Genomic DNA, 22936 nt, shown 5'->3' on the forward strand with positions numbered 1-22936 from the left:
AATGAAACGCTTTCTTATACATATCACCACTACGATTGGCCTTCTAGCACTTGCAAGCACAGCAGCATTCTCTGACGGTGCAGCTACCTTGAGACAGGGTGAACCAATTGCCTCAGAACCTCAGGCACCGAAAATAACCAAGGTGGAAAACAATGATGTTAAGCGGGTTCGGAACTATCCTGAGCAACCGCCAACCATTCCGCACAAAACCCGGGACTATGAAATCTCGCTAAATGCAAACAAGTGTATGTCCTGCCATGCCAGAACACGGACGGGTGAATCACAGGCACCAATGGTAAGCGTGACCCACTATATGGACCGGGATAATCAGGTCCTCGCAACCGTTTCACCTCGCAGATATTTCTGTAATCAATGTCACGTCACTCAAGTCACAGCACCTCCGCTTGTAGAAAACGAGTTCACTGACGTTGAAAACATCATAAAGGGTGAATAGGCAAAACCATGTTGACACCTTTCAAAAAATTATGGGGATTTGTCTGCAGGATCTGGTCCAGCGCCAATCGCCCAGCTAAACATCTTTCTATTGGTTTCCTGACTATTGGTGGTTTTGTCGCCGGTGTCATGTTCTGGGGTGGTTTTAACACCGCCCTGGAATATACCAATACCGAAGAATTCTGTGTCAGCTGTCATGAAATGGGCGACAACGTTTTTGTTGAGTTAAAACCAACCATTCACTACAGCAACAGATCTGGTGTAAGAGCTACATGCCCGGACTGTCACGTTCCGCATAATTGGACGGACAAGATCTCTCGTAAAATGCAGGCATCCAAAGAAGTGTGGGGCAAACTGTTTGGCACGATTAACACCCGAGAAAAGTTCCAAGCAGAACGAAGACGTCTTGCCGGACATGAATGGGACCGTCTGAAAGCAAACAATTCATTGGAATGTCGGAACTGTCACTCTACTGAGTCAATGGACATCACCGTCCAGTCCACTCGGGCCGCCGAAGCACATCAAGCCTTCCTCTTTACAGGTGAAAAGACCTGTATTGATTGTCACAAAGGTATCGCACACGAGCTACCAGATATGACAGGCGTTGAAGGCTGGGAATAAGAAACCTGACTTGCAATAAGGATACTCTTTAAAAAAACGGACCTTTTAACGGTCCGTTTTTTTATTCCCTCATATAAATAAAATGAAAGTGAACAAATACTTCAACACAAAATAAAGGAAAGCTTACTTAATAGTAATTTCAACTCTAGCAAAACACAGCCATAAGAAGATGAATATAAATAAAGTATTCATACTCTCTCATTAAATTAATTATATAAATGAAATTTATGAAGAATGGATGCTTTAACAGCAGTGTTTTGCCGTAGGAAATCTCTAGATTATGGTTAATCATTCACAAAAATCTCCCCTTTGGATTTTACTATCCACATTAATTATGACGATTATGGGGCTCTGCTGGGTTACCTGGTCAATCTATTCAGTAAATTTCCGCGACGCATCGTTACAGAATGCCTGGACACTAGAAGTAACAAGTTTACGTGGTGACATTATTTTATTGGATGAAATTCTTTCATCATCAGCACGTCTTGCTGCTGAAACCGGGAAGCAGAATTGGGAAAGCAGATACCGAAAACATGAAGCTGAACTAGGGCAAAAAATTGAACGTGCTATTGAGCTTGTGCCTGAAGTACAGAATATAGAAAATATATCTAATGTTGATGCCGCCAATCTCGCTCTAGTTGAAATGGAAGAACAGGCTTTTTCTTTCATTAACAAAGGACAAATATCAAAGGCTAAAGAGCTCCTTTATTCAAAAAGATATGAAACACAAAAAGCAATTTACACAACAGGCATGATTGCTTTTGAAAGAAGCCTATATAATGCCATTACTAACGCAGAGAATCAGCGCCAACAAAATAGTCAAATCCAAATTATTGTCATCTCTGGCATAGCCATAATTCTCAGTGTTGGCTGGATCATGGTCTTTCGTTCATTTAGAAAATGGCAAACTAATATCAAACGCGCAAATGAAGCAAAAACCAATTTCCTTTCAACAATGAGTCACGAAATTCGTACTCCGTTAAATGGAATTTTAGGTGTAACGCAGCTATTAGCAGATACTAAATTGGACCAAGATCAAAAAAATAAAATACAAACCATACAGTCTTCCGGACAGACTTTACTCGCAATAATCAACGACATCCTTGATATGAGTAAAATTGAAGCCGGCGCGGTGGAACTGGAAAATACTATTTTCAGTTTATCTGATTTTACATCAACCACGATGACAGCCGTTGAAAGTCTTGCCACTGAAAAAGGATTAAAGTTTAGACTTAACAAATCAGATGATTGTCCAGATTATCTAATCGGTGATCCTGTAAGAATAAGGCAAATTCTCTGGAACCTGATCAGTAATGCAATTAAATTTACTGATAAAGGAAGTGTCACAGTAACACTTACGAACGAAAAAGTAGAAGATAAGCGTATCACACTAAAAGATACTATTTTACGTCTCCGTGTAGAAGACACCGGAAAAGGAATAGAGCCCGAACGCCTTCAAATAATTTTTGACCCTTTCACACAAGAAGATAATACAATCACCAGAACACATGGAGGAACAGGATTAGGTCTTTCTATCGTTCGGAATATGGTTGAATTAATGGGTGGTTATATTCAAGCAGAAAGTATTAAAGACGAGGGATCTTGTTTTGACGTTTATTTACCGTTTGAAATTGCTTCTGCTTCCCAACAGCACATATTTCTAAATCACAAAGACCATGATCAAATCATACATCATCACGGTCTTGATATCTTGGTTGCCGAAGACAACCCGGTAAATGCAATGATTGCTCGTGCTTTTTTGGAAAAATTTGGACATAAAGTACGCATTGCAGAAAATGGAAAATTAGCCATTGATGAAATAAAAAATTCCATACCAGACATGATTTTTATGGACATCCATATGCCAGAGATGAACGGCCTTGAGGCCACCAAACTCATACGACAGCTTGATTTCGGAAGTGATACACCCATCGTGGGATTAACAGCCGAAGCGTTTACTGAACGTCATTCGCAATTTATAGAAATGGGGATGGATGCTGTTTTATCAAAACCCTTTTCCGAACAAGAATTACGCTCGGCAATCAATCAATACAACAAAACAAAGGCAAAAAAAGCTTCTTAGTTTTGCATCGCAATAAATATTATCCTTATATTGTACTGGTTAATTACTGCGTTGGCGGGCCTGAGATGAAGATCTGATACATCCAGATTGAGAAGCCATAAGCACCAACCAAGCCAATCGTTAGCGCAGGAATGAGGCCTGCGGCCAAAAACATGAACAATGACACTTCTTGTGTCTTAGTTTGCTCATGTGTTGCAGTCGGGGTTTCTTGCACGTTACATCCCTCTGGTTAACATCGGTTGACAAAACGTCTTTGCAGACGCACGAAAACTTTAAATCAGGTCTCAATAATACACTCACTGGTAAAAACAGTTTTGATTCATATCAATTTTCATTCAATAAATTCGCCCAGCAATAAATTTGTCCGGCAATAAATAATCTATCTTGGTCGTAAATTTAAGATATCAGGATTCCAGTTTCATAATACGGCTCTATCAAGAGTGCTTACTGTAGATCATACACTCGTACATCAAATACCACCTAATAAAATTTATTGAGTCCAATCGTAACTTACTTGTCTCTTGAGACTCTATATTTTATAAACTTTAGTTTCCTAGGGGTGCCGTATGAATACGGCTGAGATTGTAATTATGAGTACAGGACCCTTCGAACCTGATCCGGGTAATGCCGGCGAAGGGATTGGAATACAGGCAAATATTACTCTCAATTCAGAGTAGTATCAATTTGTCAAAACCTCCCCAAGCTCCCCGGATCTCCATTGTGACTAAAACACAGGAGATCTAAGTATGTCGAAACAACACACTAAACACGAAATTACAGCTGGTGACGAGATAACAACTGGCCCCTTACCAGCTTCGCAAAAAGTATATACGGTGCCACAAGATGATGCTGGTTTACGTGTTCCCTTTCGCGAAATACTGACAAGTGATCTACAAGAACCTTCTGTGCGGGTATATGATGCTTCTGGCCCCTATACAGACTCCAAACAGATAACTGACCTAAACAAAGGCCTTCCTCGCCATAGAATTTCTTGGCTAAAAGAACGCTCTATTGAACAATATACGGGTCGAGATTTATTGCCCGAAGATAATGGCCAAGCACAGGGAGCATATCTTGCTGATGCTTTTCCCATCAAACATACACCCTATCGCCGTACCGGAGAACAACCGTTTACCCAATATGAAATGGCCCGCGCCGGTCTTATCAGTAAAGAGATGATTTATGTGGCCGAGCGCGAGAACCTTGGCAGACAAAAAGTACTACACACGGCGAAGCAATCTCTTGATCAAGGGGAATGTTATGGGGCTACTCTCCCCAATTTTGTCACGCCAGAATTTATCCGTAGTGAAATTGCAAAAGGCAGAGCAATAATCCCTGCCAATATCAATCATCCTGAATTGGAACCGATGATTATTGGGCGAAATTTTCTTGTCAAAATTAACGCCAATATCGGGAATTCTGCTGTCAGTTCTTCGATAGAAGAAGAAATAGAAAAGATGGTGTGGGCCACGCGTTGGGGTGCTGATACCGTTATGGATCTGTCCACAGGCAAGAACATTCATCACACCCGAGAATGGATCATCCGTAATAGTCCGGTGCCGATTGGGACCGTTCCAATGTATCAGGCATTGGAAAAAGTGAACGGTGTTGCCGAAAACCTTACCTGGGATGTGTTCAAAGATACCTTGATTGAACAATGCGAACAGGGCGTTGACTATTTCACCATTCACGCCGGCGTTCGACTTGCGTATATTCACCTAACAGTCGACCGGGTAACAGGCATTGTATCCCGTGGCGGGTCAATTATGGCCAAATGGTGTTTACATCATCACCAGGAAAGCTTCATTTATGAAAATTTTGAAGAAATTTGCGACATCATGCGACAGTACGATGTATCATTTTCTCTTGGTGATGGCTTTCGTCCCGGCTCTATTGCTGATGCCAATGACCGCGCTCAATTTGCCGAGCTTGAAACCCTTGGCGAACTCACCCAAGTAGCATGGGCAAAAGGATGTCAGGTAATCGTTGAAGGACCAGGACATGTGCCCATGCACAAAATCAAAGAAAACATGGATAAACAGCTCGAAGTATGCAAAGAAGCGCCATTTTATACCTTGGGGCCATTGACCACTGACATAGCCCCGGGGTACGACCACATAACCTCTGGCATTGGGGCTGCAATGATTGGTTGGTATGGAACATCAATGCTCTGCTATGTAACGCCAAAAGAACATTTGGGCCTGCCGAACAGAGATGATGTAAAAACAGGTGTAATAACTTATAAAATTGCAGCACATGCCGCGGATTTAGCAAAAGGACATCCGGCATCACAAATAAGGGATAATGCCTTATCAAAAGCACGATTTGATTTTCGTTGGGAAGATCAGTTTAACCTTTCTCTAGATCCAGATACGGCTCGCTCATTTCATGATGAAACCCTGCCCAAAGAGGCACACAAAGTTGCACATTTTTGTTCCATGTGTGGTCCCAAATTCTGTTCCATGAAAATTTCCCAAGAAGTCAGGGACTATGCCAATAAGCTCAACGACAAAACCCAGGGTATGGCACAAATGAGCCAAAAATATAAAGCAATGGGTGGCGAGCTCTACGTTGATATTAATCAACAAAAAGAAGATCCGAAGGAGCCTGTATAATAATGAAGATTGAAATTATTGGCTCTGGCATTGTTGGCCTTTCCTGCGCCGCCTTTTTCACTGAACAGGATTGTGATGTCACCGTTATTTCAACCAGTAACGGTCCCGATGAAAGCTGTTGTTCCTGGTGGGCTGGCGGCATGCTGGCTCCTTGGTGTGAGATGGAAAGTGCAGAACCATTGATCGGTGAACTCGGTCTAGAATCTATGAAATTCTGGGAGAAGTTCACGTCTTCTTACCAGAAAAAGGGAACACTGGTCGTTGCAACATCACGGGATTTACCAGATCTAAAGCGCTTTGGTCGCAGGACAGAAAACTGGCAACAAGTTAAACAAAATGAAATCGCCACACTGGAACCCGATCTTGCTGACCGCTTTACCACAGGTCTTTATTACCCGGAAGAAGCACACTTTGACCCCAGGCAAGTTTTACCCGAGTTGAAAAATTATCTCAAAAACAAGGGTGTTATATTCCAGTCAAATACCTCACTTTCAACACAAGACCTTCATGCTCCCCCAAAAGCTGACCATCGAATTGACTGTCGAGGGCTAGCTGCACAAGATCACCTAGATGAACTTCGTGGCGTAAAGGGCGAAATGATTCTTATCAAAAGTAGCGAGGTAAAACTCTCCCGGCCTATTCGCCTGCTACACCCCAGAATTCCCCTCTATATTGTCCCCAGAGAGAATAATCTCTTTATGGTCGGAGCAACAATGATCGAAAATGAAAACAGATCCGGCGCGACAGTACGTTCTGTTCTGGAACTTTTATCAGCGGCCTATGCCTTGCACCCTGCCTTTGGCGAAGCTGAAATTATAGAAATAGGTGTTGATGCGCGCCCTGCCTTTCCCGATAATCTGCCCAGAATTATCCGCAAAGGAAACACTACCTATCTGAACGGCATGTATCGACACGGATATCTTGCAGCACCCGCGATGGCAAAACGTTTGGTGGAACAAGTTCTGGGTTACAACACAACAACAACACCTTACGAACAAGCTAACAAACCTGCTCTCTCAACAGGAAGTATGTGATGAATATTGTAGTAAACGGGCAGCCAGTCACAACACAGGCCGCTTCACTCTCCGATCTTTTAGCAGAACATGGATATGGAACGGCAAAAGTGGCAACAGCCGTTAACGGAACTCTTGCCCCGGCAAGTATGCGTCATGAACAAGAAATTGTAGACGGAGATCAAATTGAGATCGTCGCCCCAATGCAAGGTGGTTAAGGATGACAATGAAGTTTTATGACGAAGAGATATCGTCACGGTTTCTTATCGGTACAGCCCTCTACCCTTCACCCGCAATTATGCTAGAAGCTATCAAAGCTTCCCGAGCAGAAATTGTCACGGTTTCATTGCGTAGAGAATCAGGTACCGAACAAGCAGGGCAAAATTTTTGGTCCTTTATCAAGGACACCGGGGCAAAGGTACTTCCTAATACGGCTGGCTGTAAAAGCGTCAAGGAAGCCATTACCACCGCGCACATGGCCCGTGAAATTTTTGAAACGCCCTGGGTGAAACTCGAGGTTATCGGCGAGGATGATAGCCTGCAACCAGATGTATTTGGTTTAGTAGAAGCGGCGCGAATTCTAACCGAAGACGGATTTCAGGTTTTCCCCTATACAACGGAAGATCTTGTCGTCGCTGAAAAGCTAATCGCTGCGGGATGTGAGATATTAATGCCCTGGGGTGCTCCTATCGGTAGTGGACGGGGCCTCAACAATATCTATGGCCTTCGATCTTTACGAGCACACTTTCCGAATATACCGCTGATTGTTGATGCCGGTATCGGTTTGCCATCCCATGCTGTCGCGGCAATGGAACTTGGCTATGATGCAGTCCTATTAAATACAGCCGTGGCGAAAGCGGGCGATCCGGTTCTTATGGCCACGGCCTTTGCCCTTGCAATTGAAAGTGGTCTGCAATGTTATCAGGCAGATCCTATTGAAAAACGTGATATGGCTGCTCCTTCGACCCCTGTTGCCGGACTACCTTTTTGGAATCAAGATCATGCTTAATCCCTTTTATCAAATTGTCGACGATGCCAAATGGTTGCCAAGGTTTTTGCCTCAGGGGCTTAAACTTGTCCAACTCCGTATAAAAGATGCGTCAGAGGATCAACTCAGAGAACAAATCAACTATGCACAGGAACAGTGTCATGAATATGGTGCACAATTGGTTGTCAACGACTATTGGGAATTGGCGATTGAGCTTGGGTGCGATTTCATTCACTTAGGTCAGGAAGATCTGGATGATGCAGATATCGGTGCTATTCGAGGTGCTGGGCTAAAACTGGGCATCAGTACCCATGACGAGGGTGAACTGGAACGCGCACTGGATCTGGAGCCTGAATATGTTGCATTAGGCCCTGTCTACCCAACAATCTTGAAAAAAATGCACTGGGCACCACAGGGAGCTGAAAACGTTAGCCGCTGGAAAGAAATGGTTGGTGATACGCCTCTTGTCGCGATCGGAGGACTATCCGTTGAACGTGCCCCGGACATCTATGCGGCAGGCGCTGATATTATCTGCGTTGTCACAGATGTTCTTTACAACGACAGTCCTGAAGAACGTCTTCAGGAATGGCTCGAGTTAAGCACAACTCAGCTCGAAATAGATTAGCATTAAAAACAGCCTCACTCACAAACGCGAGTGAGGCAATGCTTCTTTAGTCTTCAATAATTGCTAATAGATCTTTGGTTTCGACCTTTGATCCCGGTGTTACGAGGATCTTGCTGACCGTACCCGATTTTTCCGCAAGTACAGAGGTTTGCATCTTCATGGCCTCAATCGACATCAGGACATCCCCCTGCTCAACCAGATCGCCTTCACCAATCGATACTGTAACAATCAAACCTGGCATAGGGGCCCCCAAGTGATCAGCATTACCTGAATCAGCCTTTGGATGCGCCTCTTTTGCAGAAGCCCGACTGCGATCAAGAACCTTTACATTTCGTGGTTGGCCATTGAGCTCGAAGAAGACTGTACAAACACCTTCTTCATCGGGATCACTGATCGCGCGGAAGCGAATAATTAAAGTTTTCCCCTGATCAATATGAACAGAAAGCTCTTCACCAACATCCATACCATAGAAAAACACAGGCGTCGGCAGAACAGAAACCCGTCCGAAATTCCGTTGATGCATGGCGAAATCAATAAAAACCTGGGGATACATTAGATAGGACGCAAACTCATTGTCGCTAATAGCCCGCTCTACTTTTTTCTCGACCTCAGCCCGTTCTTCCTTGAGATTAGCTGCCGGCATCAAAGATCCGGGACGATCCGTAATCGCGATTTCGTCTTTAAGTACCTTCGCCTGTAATGAAGCAGGGAACCCGCCAACTGGCTGCCCCAAATCCCCTTTGAAGAAAGAAACAACAGATTCAGGAAAGGCAATTTCCTTATCCGGGTTCTCGACATCAGCACGGGAAAGGTCACTTGTCACCATCATCAAAGCCATATCCCCCACGACCTTCGAAGATGGTGTGACCTTTACAATATCACCAAACATATCATTGACATTGGCGTAAGCCTTGGACACTTCGGGCCACCGCTCTTCAATACCTAGTGACCTGGCTTGCTGACGAAGGTTTGTATACTGCCCCCCTGGCATTTCATGATGATAAACATCAGATGTGCCACTTTTGATGTCGCTTTCGAAACCAATATAGTTTGCTCTCACCTGTTCCCAATAGCTGGAAAGTTCCTGAAGGGATGTATCGTTTAAACCAGTATCCCGTTCTGTATTGCGAAGTGCCGCAGCAATAGACCCAAGGCTTGGCTGTGATGTCAGGCCACTCATAGAATCAATACAGGCATCAACCGCGTCCACACCCGCTTCAGCAGCAGCAATCACAGTGGCCGCAGAAATACCGCTGGTATCGTGTGTGTGGAAATGGATAGGTAAATCGACCTCGTCCTTAAGGGCTTTTATCAGCGTTTTAGCTGCTGCTGGCTTCAAAAGACCAGCCATATCCTTGATACACAGAATATGTGCACCAGCTGATTCCAGCTCCTTAGCCATATTTACATAATACTTAAGATCGTATTTCGGCCTTGAGGGGTCAAGAATATCGCCTGTATAGCAAATAGCCGCTTCACAGATCTTTCCTGTTTCACAAACGGCATCCATCGCAACCCGCATATTTTCAACCCAGTTAAGGCTGTCAAAGACACGAAATACATCCATTCCGGCGTCTGCAGATTGCTGTACGAAATATTTAACAACGTTATCTGGGTAGTTGGTATAACCAACGCCGTTGGAAGCCCGAAGCAACATTTGCGTCAGCAAGTTAGGCATTGTCGCCCTGAGTTTCTCCAGACGCTCCCAAGGGCATTCCTTCAAGAACCGCATGGATACATCAAAGGTCGCACCACCCCAGCATTCCATAGAAAAGAGATTACTGAGATTTTCCGCATAATAAGGTGCCACAGAGGTTAAATCACTGGTCCGAACCCTGGTCGCGAGCAGAGATTGATGCGCATCACGGAAGGTTGTATCCGTTACCAGTAAACGCTTTTCTTCTTTCATCCATTTCGCGACGGCTTCTGGCCCTTTTTGATCCAGGATCTGTTTTGCCCCATCGGGAACCTTGTTACCTGACGTTACCGGAAGGCGCGCGACATGCGGATTTTCCGGATGCACACGCCCGGCAACTTCATCGTTACCGTTGACCATTACATCACCGATGAAACGCAACAATCTTGATGCTCTGTCCCGCCTCTTGGGCATGTGGAAAAGTTCCGGAGTATCATCGATGAACTTAGTCGTATATTCCCCACCACGGAACTTCGGATGGGACAAGACGTTTTCAAGAAATGTCAGGTTGGTTGAAACACCTCTAATCCTGAATTCCCGAAGCGCACGATCCATACGTGCAATCGCCTCATCAGGAGTCCCGCCCCAGGCTGTAACTTTCTCGAGCAAAGAATCATAGTGACGGGTGACAACAGCGCCGGAAAAGGCCGTGCCGCCATCCAGACGAATACCAAACCCAGTCGCGCCTCTGTAAGCCAGAATCTTACCGTAATCAGGGATAAAGTTATTTTCTGGATCTTCTGTGGTCACACGACATTGAATAGCATTGCCATTCAATCTGATACTTTCCTGAACAGGAACACCGGAAGAAGCATCACCAATTTTGCCCCCAGCAGCAATCTTGATCTGTGATTGAACGATATCTATCCCGGTTACTGTTTCCGTAACTGTGTGTTCAACTTGAACTCTTGGATTAACTTCGATGAAATAGAAGTTATCAGTATCCATGTCCATCAGGAATTCAACGGTTCCTGCATTGCCATAATGTGCAGTTTTCGCAATGGCCAGAGCTGCGTCACAAAAAGCTTCGCGCTGTTCGTCGTTCAGATAAGGAGCAGGCGCGCGCTCGACAACTTTCTGATTTCGGCGTTGAACAGAACAATCACGCTCAAAAAGGTGAACCACATTTCCGTGGCTATCACCAATAATTTGTACTTCAACGTGCCGCGCACGACGCACCAACTTCTCGAGATATACTTCATCACTACCAAAAGCAGCTAAAGACTCTCTACGTGCAGCATCGACTTGTTCAAGCAATTCGTCAGCAGTTTCGATAACACGCATACCGCGACCACCGCCGCCCCAGCTTGCTTTGGTCATCAAGGGATATCCGACAGCAGCCGCCATTTTTGTTATTTCACCCTCATCTTGAGGGAGGGCATCTGTTGCCGGCATTACAGGTGCACCCGCTTTCACAGCAAGATTACGTGCCGAGACCTTATTTCCAAGGCTACGCATTGTATCCCCAGTCGGGCCTACAAAGATGATACCGGCTGCTTTGCAAGCATCAGCAAATTCTGGGTTTTCAGATAAAAAACCATATCCCGGGTGAATAGCATCAACGCCCGCTTCTTTGGCAACCCTAAGAATATCATCAATACCTAAATAAGCCTGAACAGGCCCCTGTCCTTCACCTACGAGATAACTTTCATCTGCTTTAAATCGATGCAGGGCAAAGCGGTCTTCATTAGAATAAATAGCAACGGTTTCAATACCAAGTTCAGTTGCCGCCCTGAATATTCGAATTGCAATCTCACTACGGTTAGCGACCAGTAATTTTTTGATTTTTTGATTTTCAAGATCACTCACAACTTTTCCCCTTGATCGGTTACTACTCATTCAGGCCATTTTTCTTAATTCTTGATGCCATAAATGATTTTCAGAAACAGTTCAGATTTGCTGTCTTGGATGCGACACAGATATAGATCGTTTTAAACACAACAGGCACGATCAAAATCAATCGCAAATATTTAACAGTGGAAATGCCCTGTTATTAATATTTACGATGTACATATCACAATAAAGGGGAGCTATCATTTAGAAATAACGAATTTTTGAATAACAAGAAGTTGTACCAATACAATACATATTGTACAGACAACCAACAAAAGCATACTTTATACAATATAAATAAATTAACCCTTAAAATAAGCGTTGAGTTAATAAGGGCCTTATACCCTCTCAGAGAATGTATTTTGCAAGTGGGGACGGCTCTATCAGTTGTTCAGTTTCGATAATAGACCCAAGGATCATATTTACATTCTGACCATCAGCAGCCAGCGGTAAAAGTAAACGCTTGTATAGCCGATAGTCTCTATCTTCTATTCCCCAAGTCACTTCACTAAAATGTGGGCTTCCTGTTTCGACCACAGCTTCAAATGCCTTTTGGACAATTTTCAGTTGTTCACCAGCGAATAGATCGTGAATAAATTTCCCTGTGCAATCTTTACCAATTATTTCAGTCATAATTGATCCCCATAACCGATACTGGAATTGCTTTTCAGTTCCTATGAAATGTACATCAACCAATGCAATTCGCCCCAACAGGTCCGTTATATCAACAGGGTTAATATGCTGACGGCCAGGGAGCATTCTGTTGCTGGGGGTAACAGAATGCCAATAATCATGAAGACGACAAAAACTTTCTTCTGCCGCCGCTTTTTTTGGGAGTTTTTTTCCCCTGATTATATCTATCAACTATCTCATCCAATAAGACAGAAGTAACCCCGCCACTTGTATAACATAATAAACCCTAAGAATTACTTACTTTTTAGATGTGCTTATCGAGCTACACAGATTTGTGATTTCAAATAGTGCATAAATCTATTCAAAATAAAAAAATGCGGATACAAAATTTATTATTATTGCTCTTTATGACTGCATTACCCCTCTCTTTTGGGAATAGCACTAAAGCTGATCAGAAAGATGGGCGATTACCAGTACTGTTTGATAATCTTCTTACCGCACCGCCCGGCCCCTATAGCATCATTATTGAAAGTAAAATTTGGGTAATTTGGCTGGAGAGCTCAGACAAAAAAATCACCGAACTGATGGCACAAGCATCAAGAGCAACACAAAACAAAAAATACACTGAAGCTCTGAATTATTACACTGAGGTCATACAACATAACCCGAACTATGCTGAAGGATGGAACAAACGTGCTCTTGTCAACTACCTGACCGGGAATTACGATAAATCCTTGTCAGATATCAACAGAACCCTAACTTTAGAACCAAGACATTTTGGCGCAATTTCAGGGCAAGGGTTGATATATTCAGCCCAAAAGAAATGGGTTCTTGCAAAAAAATCCTTCGAAAGCGCGTTACTCATACACCCCAATATGCAAGGCCCCAGATTAAACTTGAAAATATTAAATCGTCAAAATTTTGAAGAAGAGATTTAGCTTAATTACGTACCCCAGAATGGTAACTGATCAAAAACAATCAAAACGGCACCACCAATAGAAACGCCATAAGGCACCCCTCCGTTACGTTGCAACCACTCAGGCAAAATAATGTTAAATCTTGCCAAAAGAAATTCTATTTGCGGTGCCACTTTTCTTAACACCAAAATAAATACAACCTGTAACCCACCAACTAAAGACATGATCAAGACAAAAGCCGGTAACAGATCCAGCCCGGTCCAAAGAGCAAGGCTCGCCATGAATTTCACATCCCCGCCCCCTAAAATTCTAAAGGTAAAAAGAAGCATTCCAGTGATAAGAACCACCCCGAAAGAAATCAGATGATCAAAAAAAGGGGTCGGCATATTACTGCCGAGATAGGCGACAGGAAAAAGCAAAATGACAGCTAAAGACAAAACATTGGGGATCCGCATTTGAATGAGATCCATCAGCATAGCCAAAACAACGAATGCAACAAAAACAATCTTGGTTATAAACAATGGATCCATAAATGCCTCGAAAAGAAATACATGCAATTTGTTGGATCAATAAAAAATGTCCGCCAATAAGCCTTATATAATCAGCACAGGAGAGTAAATTCATAGTTAAAATAATATAATCTTTTGAATTTTTTTAAGCATATTTAATTTTAATTGAACGTCCAATTAAAATTAAATATGCTTAAGCTGGAATTTTCAACAAACGAGACCAAGAACAATGCCCAAAGTGGGAATGGAAGCCATACGAAGAAAGCAACTTATCGAAGCAACCATCTCCTCTATTCATGAGCGAGGGTATTCTGATACTACCATAAGATTGATTAGCCAAAAAGCTGGAGTTTCAACTGGCATTGTTCATCATTACTTCAAAGACAAAGACGATCTGCTTAGGGCGACAATGCAAAGCATGCTATCAGATCTAAGACTTTCCGTTTTAAAGTATTTGGAACCGGCAACAACGCCAAAAGAAAAGATAGAAGCACTGATATCAGCTTATCTTGATGCCTATTTATTCGAACCCGAGACGGTTTCAGCCTGGTTGGCATTTTGGGCTCATGTACCACACTCAAAAGATATGTCCCGCTTACAAAACATCTATGAAAAACGCCAAATCAGTACCTTCAAGCATATCTTCAAGAAACTGCTTCGCCCTGAAGATGTTGAAAGTGCATCCTTGGGACTGGTTGCATTAATTGATGGTCTGTGGGTCAGGACTTCTTTGCAGGATAATGCGAAGGGCCGGGAACGAGCACGAACAGTTGCGCTTAATTACCTGGAAATGCTGCTACAAAAAGAAAACAAAGAGTAATATTTTAGGGCATAGCCCTTTGAATTAAGAATAACAAATAAGAGGATATAAATCCTTTTGATGACTGGAGTTATTTACAATGTCGAACGATACCTTTGACTATATCATTGTCGGTGCCGGATCAGCGGGTTGTGTCCTTGCCAATCGCTTAAGCGCAGATCCCGACAACTCTGTGTTGCTGATTGAGGCTGGTGGAAGTGATAGCTCTATCTTCATTCAAATGCCCACCGCATTGTCCATCCCAATGAATATGCAACGGTATAACTGGGATTTTGAGTCCCAACCAGAACCCTATATGGACAACAGACGCCTACATTGCCCAAGGGGTAAAGTACTCGGTGGCTCATCCTCCATTAACGGCATGGTGTACGTTCGCGGCCATGCCTGTGATTTTGACGAGTGGGAAGAGCACGGCGCTACAGGTTGGGGGTATAAAAACTGTCTTCCCTATTTCCAACGGGCAGAAACCTGGAAGGGTAACAGGGATCAATATCGCGGCAACGATGGTCCTCTAGCCACCTGTAATGGCAACGAGATGAAAAACCCGCTTTACGAAGCTTTTATCAAAGCGGGTGAAGAAGCAGGTTATGGCCCAACGGAAGACTACAATGGCTACCGTCAGGAAGGTTTTGGGCCGATGCATATGACGGTAAAAGATGGTGTACGCTGGTCAACAGCAAACGCCTATCTCAAGCCCGTTATTAAGCGCCCAAACCTGAAAGTCATTTCAAACGCCCTCTCTAAACGCATTATTATGGATGGCAAAAAAGCAATCGGCATCGAAATAGAAGTCGGTGGTGTTAGCCAAACGATTAAAGCTTCGACCGAAGTCATCCTTTCATCAGGCTCGGTCGGCTCCCCTCAGCTTCTACAGCTTTCAGGCATTGGCCCATCGGATGTGCTGAAAAAAGCAGGTGTTGATGTTGTTCACGACCTTCCCGGCGTTGGTGAGAATCTGCAAGATCATCTGGAAGTGTATTTCCAGTTCCGCTGTAAAGAACCCATCACCCTGAACGGTAAACTGGATCTTTGGAACAAGTTTTTAATAGGCGCGCGCTGGATGCTGTTCAAAGATGGTCTCGGCGCAACAAACCACTTTGAATCCTGTGCCTTTATTCGATCAAAAGCAGGATTAAAATGGCCAGATATCCAATATCATTTCTTACCCGCAGCCATGCGATATGATGGTCAGGCTGCGTTTGACGGTCATGGCATCCAGGTACATGTTGGCCCGAACAAACCCAAGAGCCGCGGCCATATACGGATCAAGTCTGGTGATGTAAATGACAAACCGGAAATCCTGTTCAATTACAACGCGCATGAAGATGACCGGGAAGCTTTCAGAGCCTGTATCCGCCTGAGCCGTGAAATCATGGAACAGCCATCCATGGCCTCCTACTGTGAAGATGAAATTCAGCCCGGTGCTGCCCTGCAATCTGACGAAGAGCTCGACGCATGGATCAGACAGAACGCCGAGAGCGCCTATCATCCTTCCTGTACTTGTAAAATCGGAGCTGATAACGATCCGATGGCTGTCCTGGACAACGAGTGTAAAGTACGCGGTATTGAAAATTTACGCGTTGTGGATAGCTCTGTCTTCCCGACGATCACAAACGGGAACCTTAATGCTCCGACTATCATGGTAGCAGAAAAAGCAGCGGACATTATCTTGGGCAACAATCCTTTGCCTGCATCAAATGCACCGACTTGGATACATCCTGAATGGGAGACTAAGCAGAGATAAGCATCTTAAATACCAAAGAAAAAGGCGGCCTGATGTGCCGCCTTTTTCTTGTGTTATCTTTTTTTGGGCACGTTAAGCCTTAAACACAGCCACAATCGGGTGAACCACAGCCCCGTGGCGCTTCATGAAGATGCTCAACGACTGCGCCCTTTTGTTCTGTTTCCAAACCAAGACGAGCAAACAAAGCCATATCTTCATTTTCTTCCGGATTGGCAGTAGTCAAAAGCTTATCACCATAAAAGATTGAGTTAGCGCCCGCCATAAAGCACATGGCCTGCCCTTCATCCCCCAATGAACGACGCCCGGCAGACAGACGTACATAAGACTTTGGCATCATCAAACGAGCAACGGCAACCGTTCGGATCATCTCGAAACTATCAATGCGCTGCATATCGCCAAAGGGCGTGCCTTTAACAGGCACCAGCATGTTGATCGGTACAGACCCCGGGTGTTTCGGCAGGTTTGCAAGCGCCATCAACAAACCAACCCGATCTTTTCGTTCTTCCCCCATACCAATAATACCGCCGGAACAAACATTCAATCCGGCATCACGCACATTACCCAGAGTTTCAATACGATCTTCAAAAGATCGTGTCGTGATTACTTCGGGGTAATATTCGGGTGATGTATCAATATTATGATTGTAGTAATCCAGGCCTGCTTCTTTCAAACTGTCAGCCTGATCTTTATTTAACATGCCCAGCGTCATGCAGGTTTCCATGCCCAGATCTTTAACAGCAGACACAATTTCGGATATCTTATCAATATCCCGGTCTTTTACATTGCGCCATGCAGCGCCCATGCAAAAACGACCAGATCCGTTTGCCTTGGCTTTTTTTGCATATTCAACAACCGTATCTTTGTCCATCAACTTACTGGCGCCTACGTCAGTTTTATAGCGCGAGGATTGCGAACAATATTTACAGTCTTCAGCACAACCACCTTCTTTGATGTTCAAAAGTGTAGAAAGTTGTACTTTATTCGGATCGAAGTACTTTCGGTGCATCGTCTGAGCACGGAACAGCAAATCCATCATTGGCAAATCATAAAGCGCTTCAATTTCTTCGCGGGTCCAATTATATCGAACATCCGCAGATGGTGTATCAGCGCTATTATTTGTATTGGCTTCATCAGAAGATGTCTCAACTGAAGAGATCGTCACACTATGTGGCGTTGCTTCCGGGGCCATAATATCAACTTCGTTTTCCATGATGGATTTCACTTCCATATTTTTCTCTGCCGCTGTTCTAGCCTGAGCCCGTCGTCTCGGCAAGTATCCAAGTCTTTTGTCAGCTTATTTATCTTACAACCAGTTTCGAACTATTGCCAAAAAGCGCCAACAAGATCTGCGAAAATACCTGTAACACTTTTGGCTTTTTCAAATACGACTACGATAATGAGTTAAGCTCTTCCATTGCCAATGCCATGGCTTTCCACGCATCATCTATCTGCTGATCGGAAATGACATAAGGTGGCAAAAGATAAAGCACATTACCAAGTGGACGGATTAACATATTCCGATCCCAGAACCATTTCTTTAATTCACCGCCAAGTGACGATGTATAGCCCCCATCATCCACAATCGCATCAAAGGCCCCGATCGTGCCCAGTATGCGATGGTGACGTGTCTGAGGCAGCGCACGGATATAATCCATCCCCTTGTGATGTGCGGCTTCAATACGCATGAAATTGTTCTGGGTTTCTGAACTTTGCAAAAGCTCGATAGATGCCAAAGCAGCCGCACATCCCAGAGGATTAGCTGTAAAGGAATGCCCATGACAAAAAGCTTTATCAAAGGTTTCACCTAAAAAGGATTCATAAAGATGATCGGTAGCGACAGTCACTGACAAGGGCAAGAACCCGCCCGTTAGTCCTTTTGAGATACAAATAAGGTCTGGCGTCACACCAATCTTATCACAGGCAAAATTAGCCCCTGTACGGCCAAACCCGGTCATCACCTCATCAAAGATCACCAGAATTCCCTGTGACTGGAGTTTCTGAACCACAGTCTTAATGAACTCGGGGCGCACCATACGCATCCCCCCTGCCCCTTGTACCAAGGGTTCAAGGATCATTGCGCAAATTTGCTTGCCGTATTTTTCCAGATGAAGATCAATCGCTTCAATTGCAGCTGCTTCTTTTACCCCGATCTCATCATCATTTTCCCATGTATGCGGATAGGGCATAATATCAACAGAAAACAGTAGATCTTTCCAGGCATCAAACATCTGTGAAGAGATACCCGCCGACATAGCCCCCACTGTATCCCCATGGTAAGCGCCATCAAAGGTCATAAAGCGTGTACGCTGTTCCTGCCCTGTATTACGGCAATGCTGATAAGCGATTTTCATCGCTACTTCGACTGCTGTCGATCCATTATCAGAAAAGAAAACTCTGTTCAGATCCCCAGGTAAAAGCTTGCTAAGTTCTTTGGCTAATTTCACGGCAGGTTCATGTGTAAAACCAGCAAAAATTACTTGTTCCAGTTTGTTAGCCTGTTCGGCAATCGCATTGGCTACCTTGGGATTTGCATGTCCAAAAACATTCACCCACCAGGACGAAATGTAATCTACAATTTCCCGCCCATCTTTTGTTCTCAGCAAAACACCTTGGGCAGAATCAATAACCACAGGGTCAGGCGCAGTTTGAGCTTGCGTGAAAGGATGCCAGACGTGACGTTTATCCAGTTCAAGAAAGTTGTCAGTCATTATTTTTCCCTTCACACTTTTTATTATAATTTTTTATCACGATAACCGTAATTGCAGTGATCTTCATTACAGCGTTATTAATTACGGTTTAGGCTCTCTGAAAAGCGCTGTAATCGAGGCATAAGCCCAACGATGGATTCAGCTGTTACACTCTCACATCTTGGAAGTTCAGCAACTACGGGGACCGTGCCATATTCTTCAATAGCTTCCCGATTACCTCTATTTTCAGGCCCATTCATAATGACACCTGCCAAGGTTAATCCCCGACTTTTCAAGGCTTCAATTGTCAACAGTGTATGGTTGATTGTTCCCAACCCCGAACGTGCCACGATAACCACAGGCAAGTTAACTTTGACCATCAAATCAGTCATCATGAACTGATCATTCAGGGGAACCAAAGCCCCACCAGCCCCTTCGACAATTAAGAATTCATCCTCAGAAATCGAAGGCAAATTAATGTTACTCAGATCAATCGTCTGCCCGACACGCCTTGCCGCTTCATGGGGAGACAAAGGGTCAGGGAAACTGTAAGAACAGGGATAGATACTGCGTTCTGCAATCCCGGTTAAGCGTTGAATTTCAGGTGTATCGTGATCCTGATCCGGCCCTGTTTGTACAGGTTTCCAATAGGAAGCCGTTAAACTTTTAACCAACGCCGCAGACACAAAAGTTTTACCGACTTCAGTATCGGTACCAGTAACAAACAAACCATTTATACTGGATTTTACACTCGAACTATCTTGCATGCCTCACCGGGGATTAATCGTAATCTATCACAAAATGCTGTATCAACGTTGATAATCTCTGTTGCACAGCACAAAAAGCACATCATAATCAGCTTCTATGTGGTTGCCTGTAAAGTAATTTTCATATTTTTTTAATAGAGACCTTAGCTGCCCAACACTCAGGCGAGATCTGCCAACACGACTGGAGTGCGCCCCGATTTCTCGCAATGTTCCCAAGAAATCTAATCCATCTTTATGGCACTGCACAAATTTTTGCTGCGACGTCTCGATATCTAACCCATTCAAACAACGATGATAAAAGGCTGCATCCGGGAATTCAGGGGCAAGTCTTTCGATACCCAATTCTTTCTGACACCTATGCCACAATCCGAAAGTTCCATACGAAAGTGTGCTAAAAGCAAGTGTTCCATTCGCACTCAAAAGACCACTTAACTTTGCCAGTGTCCCTTCCAGATCATGAAACCACTGAAAAGCCATATTAGAACAAATCAGATCAAATGGGCCGTCCAGATCCACAGCCTCACCATCCATTGCGTGGAAATTAACTTTCGAGAGATCAAGCGTGGGGGTAAACTCGGTAGAACTAAAGCTTGATCTGCATTCAGGATTTATAATTTCATCAGATAAAGAACTTTGGCATTTCGCTAACATGTCGGCAGAAATATCTGTAACCCACCACTGTGCGTCTGGATAGAGCTTTAGCAACTCACGTGTTAGATACCCGGTTCCGCAGCCAATCTCTAAGATACGCAGCGTTTTTTTGTTCAGAACGCTAGCAGCGATACGATCCGCCAACGCTTTTGCCGACTTTTGCTGAACTTCAGATTGAGTTTCGTAACTTTGCGCAGCCTCACCAAAACGGCGCGCTAAATCTTTTTTCCAAGCAACTTCTATCATAGATCCGCAATTGCCCGCTTAATGATAGAATGACACGCTTCAGGATCAGTTAGGGGCAACAGATGCCCCTTACCTTCTGTCCATTCTGAATTGCCTTTAAACAATTTAACAGTCATCGCCTCTGTAACAACCTGATCATCTTTATCCGCCAAGATATATGAACTCTCTTCGGCAAAATTCAAGCGTTGATCCTGATCTCGCAAGAAATTCAAACCCCAGGTAAGTTTATATAGGTCTGGCGTTCCTATCGTCGGGTAATCTGCCTTGCCATCAGGATCGCACAATTGATGAAATGACTTCAAAACGTCCTGAGGCGCTTTTGGGAGTTTGCGTAACATTCGCTCAATAACTCTGGGATGCACGCCTTCTGGAAAATCATCACAGGCAGAAAAGCGGGTAAAACCATTTATAAAAACCGACTTTTCCCACGTAATATCATTCTGGGAAAGTAACCACTGACATCCCATAGAGTGCCCAACGACAATATCATAATGTCCCGCAGGGATATGTTCGGTTCCAGAAAAGCCCAAATCAACCAGATTACACGCTATATCGGCCCCCAATAACTCTACGACGGATTGCCATATTGTCGGGCCATAGCCCCACCCATGTACCAATACAATCCGCATTACATCTTGTCCTTTGCACCCGTAATCTGAGCAACACTTTCAATAACTGCTCTGCCCAAGCTTTCAACCTGCTCTTTTGTATGAACGGCACTTAATGTAACGCGTAATCGCCCGGAACCTTCCGGCACCGTCGGCGGACGAATAGCGCCCACCAGAAATCCTTTTTCTTCAAGCTCATGAGCAACAGTAAGGGTTTCTTTGTCACTGCCAATAATCACAGGAATAATTTGCGTTGATGACAGACCTGTATCTATCTCCTTGTCCTGGAGCATACTTCGAAAATTATCGCTACAATGCACCAAATGTTTGCGTTCAACGTCCATCTCTGGGACAAGATCAAGCGCCGCATCTATAGCCCCCAGCACCTGTGGCGGAAGGGCAGTCGCATAGATGAAGCCGCTACAGAAATTTACCAGATATTCTTTCATACTTTGTGAACAGGCGACATAGGCCCCATAACTTCCCAAAGCTTTGCCACAGGTACCCATAATCAACTCATTATTAGAAATACCACCGGCACAAAGCCCCATGCCTTTTGCCCCTAATACACCTGTAGCATGCGCTTCATCTATATAGAGAAAAGCGTCGTAACGTTTTGCAAGTGACCTTATTCCTGCAACATTCAACTGGTCACCATCCATGGAAAACACGCTTTCCGTAACAATGATTTTGGCCTTTTCACTGTCCTTATATTTTTCCAAAAGTTGAGCAAGGTGCCCTAGATCGTTGTGACGGAACCGTATTTGCTTTGCATTAGCAGCCTGAATGCCAAAATGAAGACTGGCATGGTTTAGTTTATCGCAAAAAAGTAATACTTCCGGTTTCCCTAACCCGCCATGCAATCGAGTGTTCAACAAAGCAGCCAGAACAGAGGAATTCGCCTGAAATCCGGAATTCAACAGCAAAGCTGTTTCTGATCCCTTAAGCTTCGCGAGTTTTTTTTCGATAAGATCATAGGTAAAATGATTACCTGTTATCAACCGCGATGCTCCGGTTCCAGATCCGTGAGCTTTTGCCCATTCTGCGGCACGCTCTTTAAGAGAATTGTTTAGAGATAATCCTAAATAATCGTTGGACGCAAAATTAAGAAGCTTGCGCCCGTTATGCATCACATACCCACTCTCCAGCAAGCTAGAGGATTTTAACTCCCGTAATCTCTGTCGAGGAACCGCTTGAAGATATGTGTCAATTCTTTTGGAAAGGTTTGTCACCTTGAGCTACCTCAACAGGGAATACTCTGCCTGGAGGACGGCTATCAATTTACAATCCAACCAGCAATGCTTTAGCGCTGGTTTTAATATTAAACGCCTTCAAGAGCAACTCTTGTCTTACTTGACCTTTTGGTTCTGTCTCAAGCTTATTTTATCGGGCTTTACCTTTTCTGATCCCGAAATCGCAACTGCTAT

Annotated in this window: 21 protein-coding genes and 1 riboswitch; of the genes, 11 read left to right on the top strand and 10 right to left on the bottom strand. The window is 44.1% G+C overall.

Annotation, left to right across the window (positions count from 1 at the left end):
- Position 1 precedes the first annotated feature (1 nt).
- From WH96_RS08275 to WH96_RS21285, 3 genes are all read left to right on the top strand, one after another.
- Positions 2-454: a nitrate reductase cytochrome c-type subunit gene (locus WH96_RS08275; protein WP_047763699.1), complete on the top strand. Its 453-nt coding sequence runs from the start codon at positions 2-4 to the stop codon at positions 452-454.
- Positions 455-462: 8 nt separating this feature from the next.
- Positions 463-1074, top strand: coding sequence for a NapC/NirT family cytochrome c (locus tag WH96_RS08280; RefSeq protein ID WP_047763700.1), 612 nt, complete (start codon positions 463-465; stop codon positions 1072-1074).
- Positions 1075-1354: 280 nt separating this feature from the next.
- Entirely contained in the window at positions 1355-3157 is a 1803-nt protein-coding gene (locus WH96_RS21285) for an ATP-binding protein (RefSeq protein WP_053005776.1), read from the top strand.
- 43 nt (positions 3158-3200) lie between these two features.
- Here WH96_RS21285 and WH96_RS08290 read toward each other — a convergent pair whose 3' ends face one another.
- Complete coding sequence (locus WH96_RS08290; protein ID WP_047763701.1) at positions 3201-3371, bottom strand: periplasmic nitrate reductase, NapE protein; 171 nt, start codon at positions 3369-3371, stop codon at positions 3201-3203.
- 331 nt (positions 3372-3702) lie between these two features.
- Positions 3703-3814: riboswitch (TPP riboswitch) on the top strand.
- A gap of 89 nt (positions 3815-3903) precedes the next feature.
- On the opposite strand from WH96_RS08290, the gene thiC reads away from it, so the two are divergent.
- From thiC to WH96_RS08315, 5 genes are read left to right on the top strand one after another with little or no spacing between them, the layout of a single operon-like run.
- Positions 3904-5772: a phosphomethylpyrimidine synthase ThiC gene (gene thiC / locus WH96_RS08295; RefSeq protein ID WP_047763702.1), complete on the top strand. Its 1869-nt coding sequence runs from the start codon at positions 3904-3906 to the stop codon at positions 5770-5772.
- Positions 5773-5774: 2 nt separating this feature from the next.
- Positions 5775-6806 carry an FAD-dependent oxidoreductase gene (locus WH96_RS08300; protein WP_047763703.1) on the top strand — a complete coding sequence of 344 codons (1032 nt, stop codon included), beginning with the start codon at positions 5775-5777 and terminating at the stop codon, positions 6804-6806.
- Positions 6806-7003, top strand: coding sequence for a sulfur carrier protein ThiS (gene thiS / locus WH96_RS08305; RefSeq protein WP_047763704.1), 198 nt, complete (start codon positions 6806-6808; stop codon positions 7001-7003). Before WH96_RS08300 ends, thiS begins: the two co-directional genes overlap by 1 nt.
- A gap of 2 nt (positions 7004-7005) precedes the next feature.
- A complete protein-coding gene (locus WH96_RS08310; protein ID WP_204248153.1) occupies positions 7006-7794 on the top strand; it encodes a thiazole synthase in 789 nt (262 codons plus the stop codon).
- Positions 7787-8398, top strand: coding sequence for a thiamine phosphate synthase (locus WH96_RS08315; protein ID WP_204248154.1), 612 nt, complete (start codon positions 7787-7789; stop codon positions 8396-8398). The genes WH96_RS08310 and WH96_RS08315 overlap by 8 nt, the downstream gene beginning before the upstream one ends.
- 46 nt (positions 8399-8444) lie before the next feature.
- On the opposite strand, the gene pyc is transcribed toward WH96_RS08315, so the two are convergent.
- A complete protein-coding gene (gene pyc, locus WH96_RS08320; RefSeq protein WP_204248155.1) occupies positions 8445-11903 on the bottom strand; it encodes a pyruvate carboxylase in 3459 nt (1152 codons plus the stop codon).
- 372 nt (positions 11904-12275) lie between these two features.
- Positions 12276-12791, bottom strand: coding sequence for a PAS domain-containing protein (locus WH96_RS08325; RefSeq protein WP_047763706.1), 516 nt, complete (start codon positions 12789-12791; stop codon positions 12276-12278).
- A gap of 116 nt (positions 12792-12907) precedes the next feature.
- Between WH96_RS08325 and WH96_RS08330 the strand changes: the two genes are divergently transcribed.
- A complete protein-coding gene (locus tag WH96_RS08330; RefSeq protein WP_156176752.1) occupies positions 12908-13498 on the top strand; it encodes a tetratricopeptide repeat protein in 591 nt (196 codons plus the stop codon).
- A gap of 5 nt (positions 13499-13503) precedes the next feature.
- Here WH96_RS08330 and WH96_RS08335 read toward each other — a convergent pair whose 3' ends face one another.
- Positions 13504-14007 (bottom strand): A24 family peptidase, encoded by a 504-nt coding sequence (locus WH96_RS08335; RefSeq protein WP_053005777.1) that lies wholly within the window; start codon positions 14005-14007, stop codon positions 13504-13506.
- 208 nt (positions 14008-14215) lie between these two features.
- Here WH96_RS08335 and betI point away from each other — a divergent pair, with 208 nt between their 5' ends.
- Both betI and betA read left to right on the top strand, forming a co-directional pair.
- The gene (gene betI, locus WH96_RS08340) at positions 14216-14806 is read left to right on the top strand and encodes a transcriptional regulator BetI (protein WP_047763708.1); all 591 of its coding nucleotides are present in this window, start codon (positions 14216-14218) and stop codon (positions 14804-14806) included.
- 79 nt (positions 14807-14885) lie between these two features.
- Positions 14886-16550 carry a choline dehydrogenase gene (gene betA, locus WH96_RS08345; protein ID WP_047763709.1) on the top strand — a complete coding sequence of 555 codons (1665 nt, stop codon included), beginning with the start codon at positions 14886-14888 and terminating at the stop codon, positions 16548-16550.
- A 79-nt stretch (positions 16551-16629) separates the two neighbouring features.
- Here betA and bioB read toward each other — a convergent pair whose 3' ends face one another.
- From bioB to WH96_RS08375, 6 genes are all read right to left on the bottom strand, one after another.
- Entirely contained in the window at positions 16630-17823 is a 1194-nt protein-coding gene (gene bioB / locus WH96_RS08350) for a biotin synthase BioB (RefSeq protein WP_245629470.1), read from the bottom strand.
- A 115-nt stretch (positions 17824-17938) separates the two neighbouring features.
- On the bottom strand, positions 17939-19258 hold the full coding sequence (bioA, locus tag WH96_RS08355) for an adenosylmethionine--8-amino-7-oxononanoate transaminase (protein WP_047763710.1): 1320 nt from the start codon (positions 19256-19258) through the stop codon (positions 17939-17941).
- 77 nt (positions 19259-19335) lie between these two features.
- Positions 19336-20004 (bottom strand): dethiobiotin synthase, encoded by a 669-nt coding sequence (gene bioD, locus WH96_RS08360; RefSeq protein WP_047763711.1) that lies wholly within the window; start codon positions 20002-20004, stop codon positions 19336-19338.
- Positions 20005-20046: 42 nt separating this feature from the next.
- The gene (locus WH96_RS08365; protein ID WP_047763712.1) at positions 20047-20901 is read right to left on the bottom strand and encodes a methyltransferase; all 855 of its coding nucleotides are present in this window, start codon (positions 20899-20901) and stop codon (positions 20047-20049) included.
- Positions 20898-21530, bottom strand: coding sequence for an alpha/beta fold hydrolase (locus WH96_RS08370; RefSeq protein ID WP_047763713.1), 633 nt, complete (start codon positions 21528-21530; stop codon positions 20898-20900). The genes WH96_RS08365 and WH96_RS08370 overlap by 4 nt, the downstream gene beginning before the upstream one ends.
- Positions 21530-22741: an aminotransferase class I/II-fold pyridoxal phosphate-dependent enzyme gene (locus WH96_RS08375; protein WP_047763714.1), complete on the bottom strand. Its 1212-nt coding sequence runs from the start codon at positions 22739-22741 to the stop codon at positions 21530-21532. Before WH96_RS08375 ends, WH96_RS08370 begins: the two co-directional genes overlap by 1 nt.
- Between the last annotated feature and the right edge of the window lie 195 nt (positions 22742-22936).

The sequence above is a fragment of the Kiloniella spongiae genome (assembly GCF_001026905.1).
GTDB classification, from domain to species: domain Bacteria; phylum Pseudomonadota; class Alphaproteobacteria; order Kiloniellales; family Kiloniellaceae; genus Kiloniella; species Kiloniella spongiae.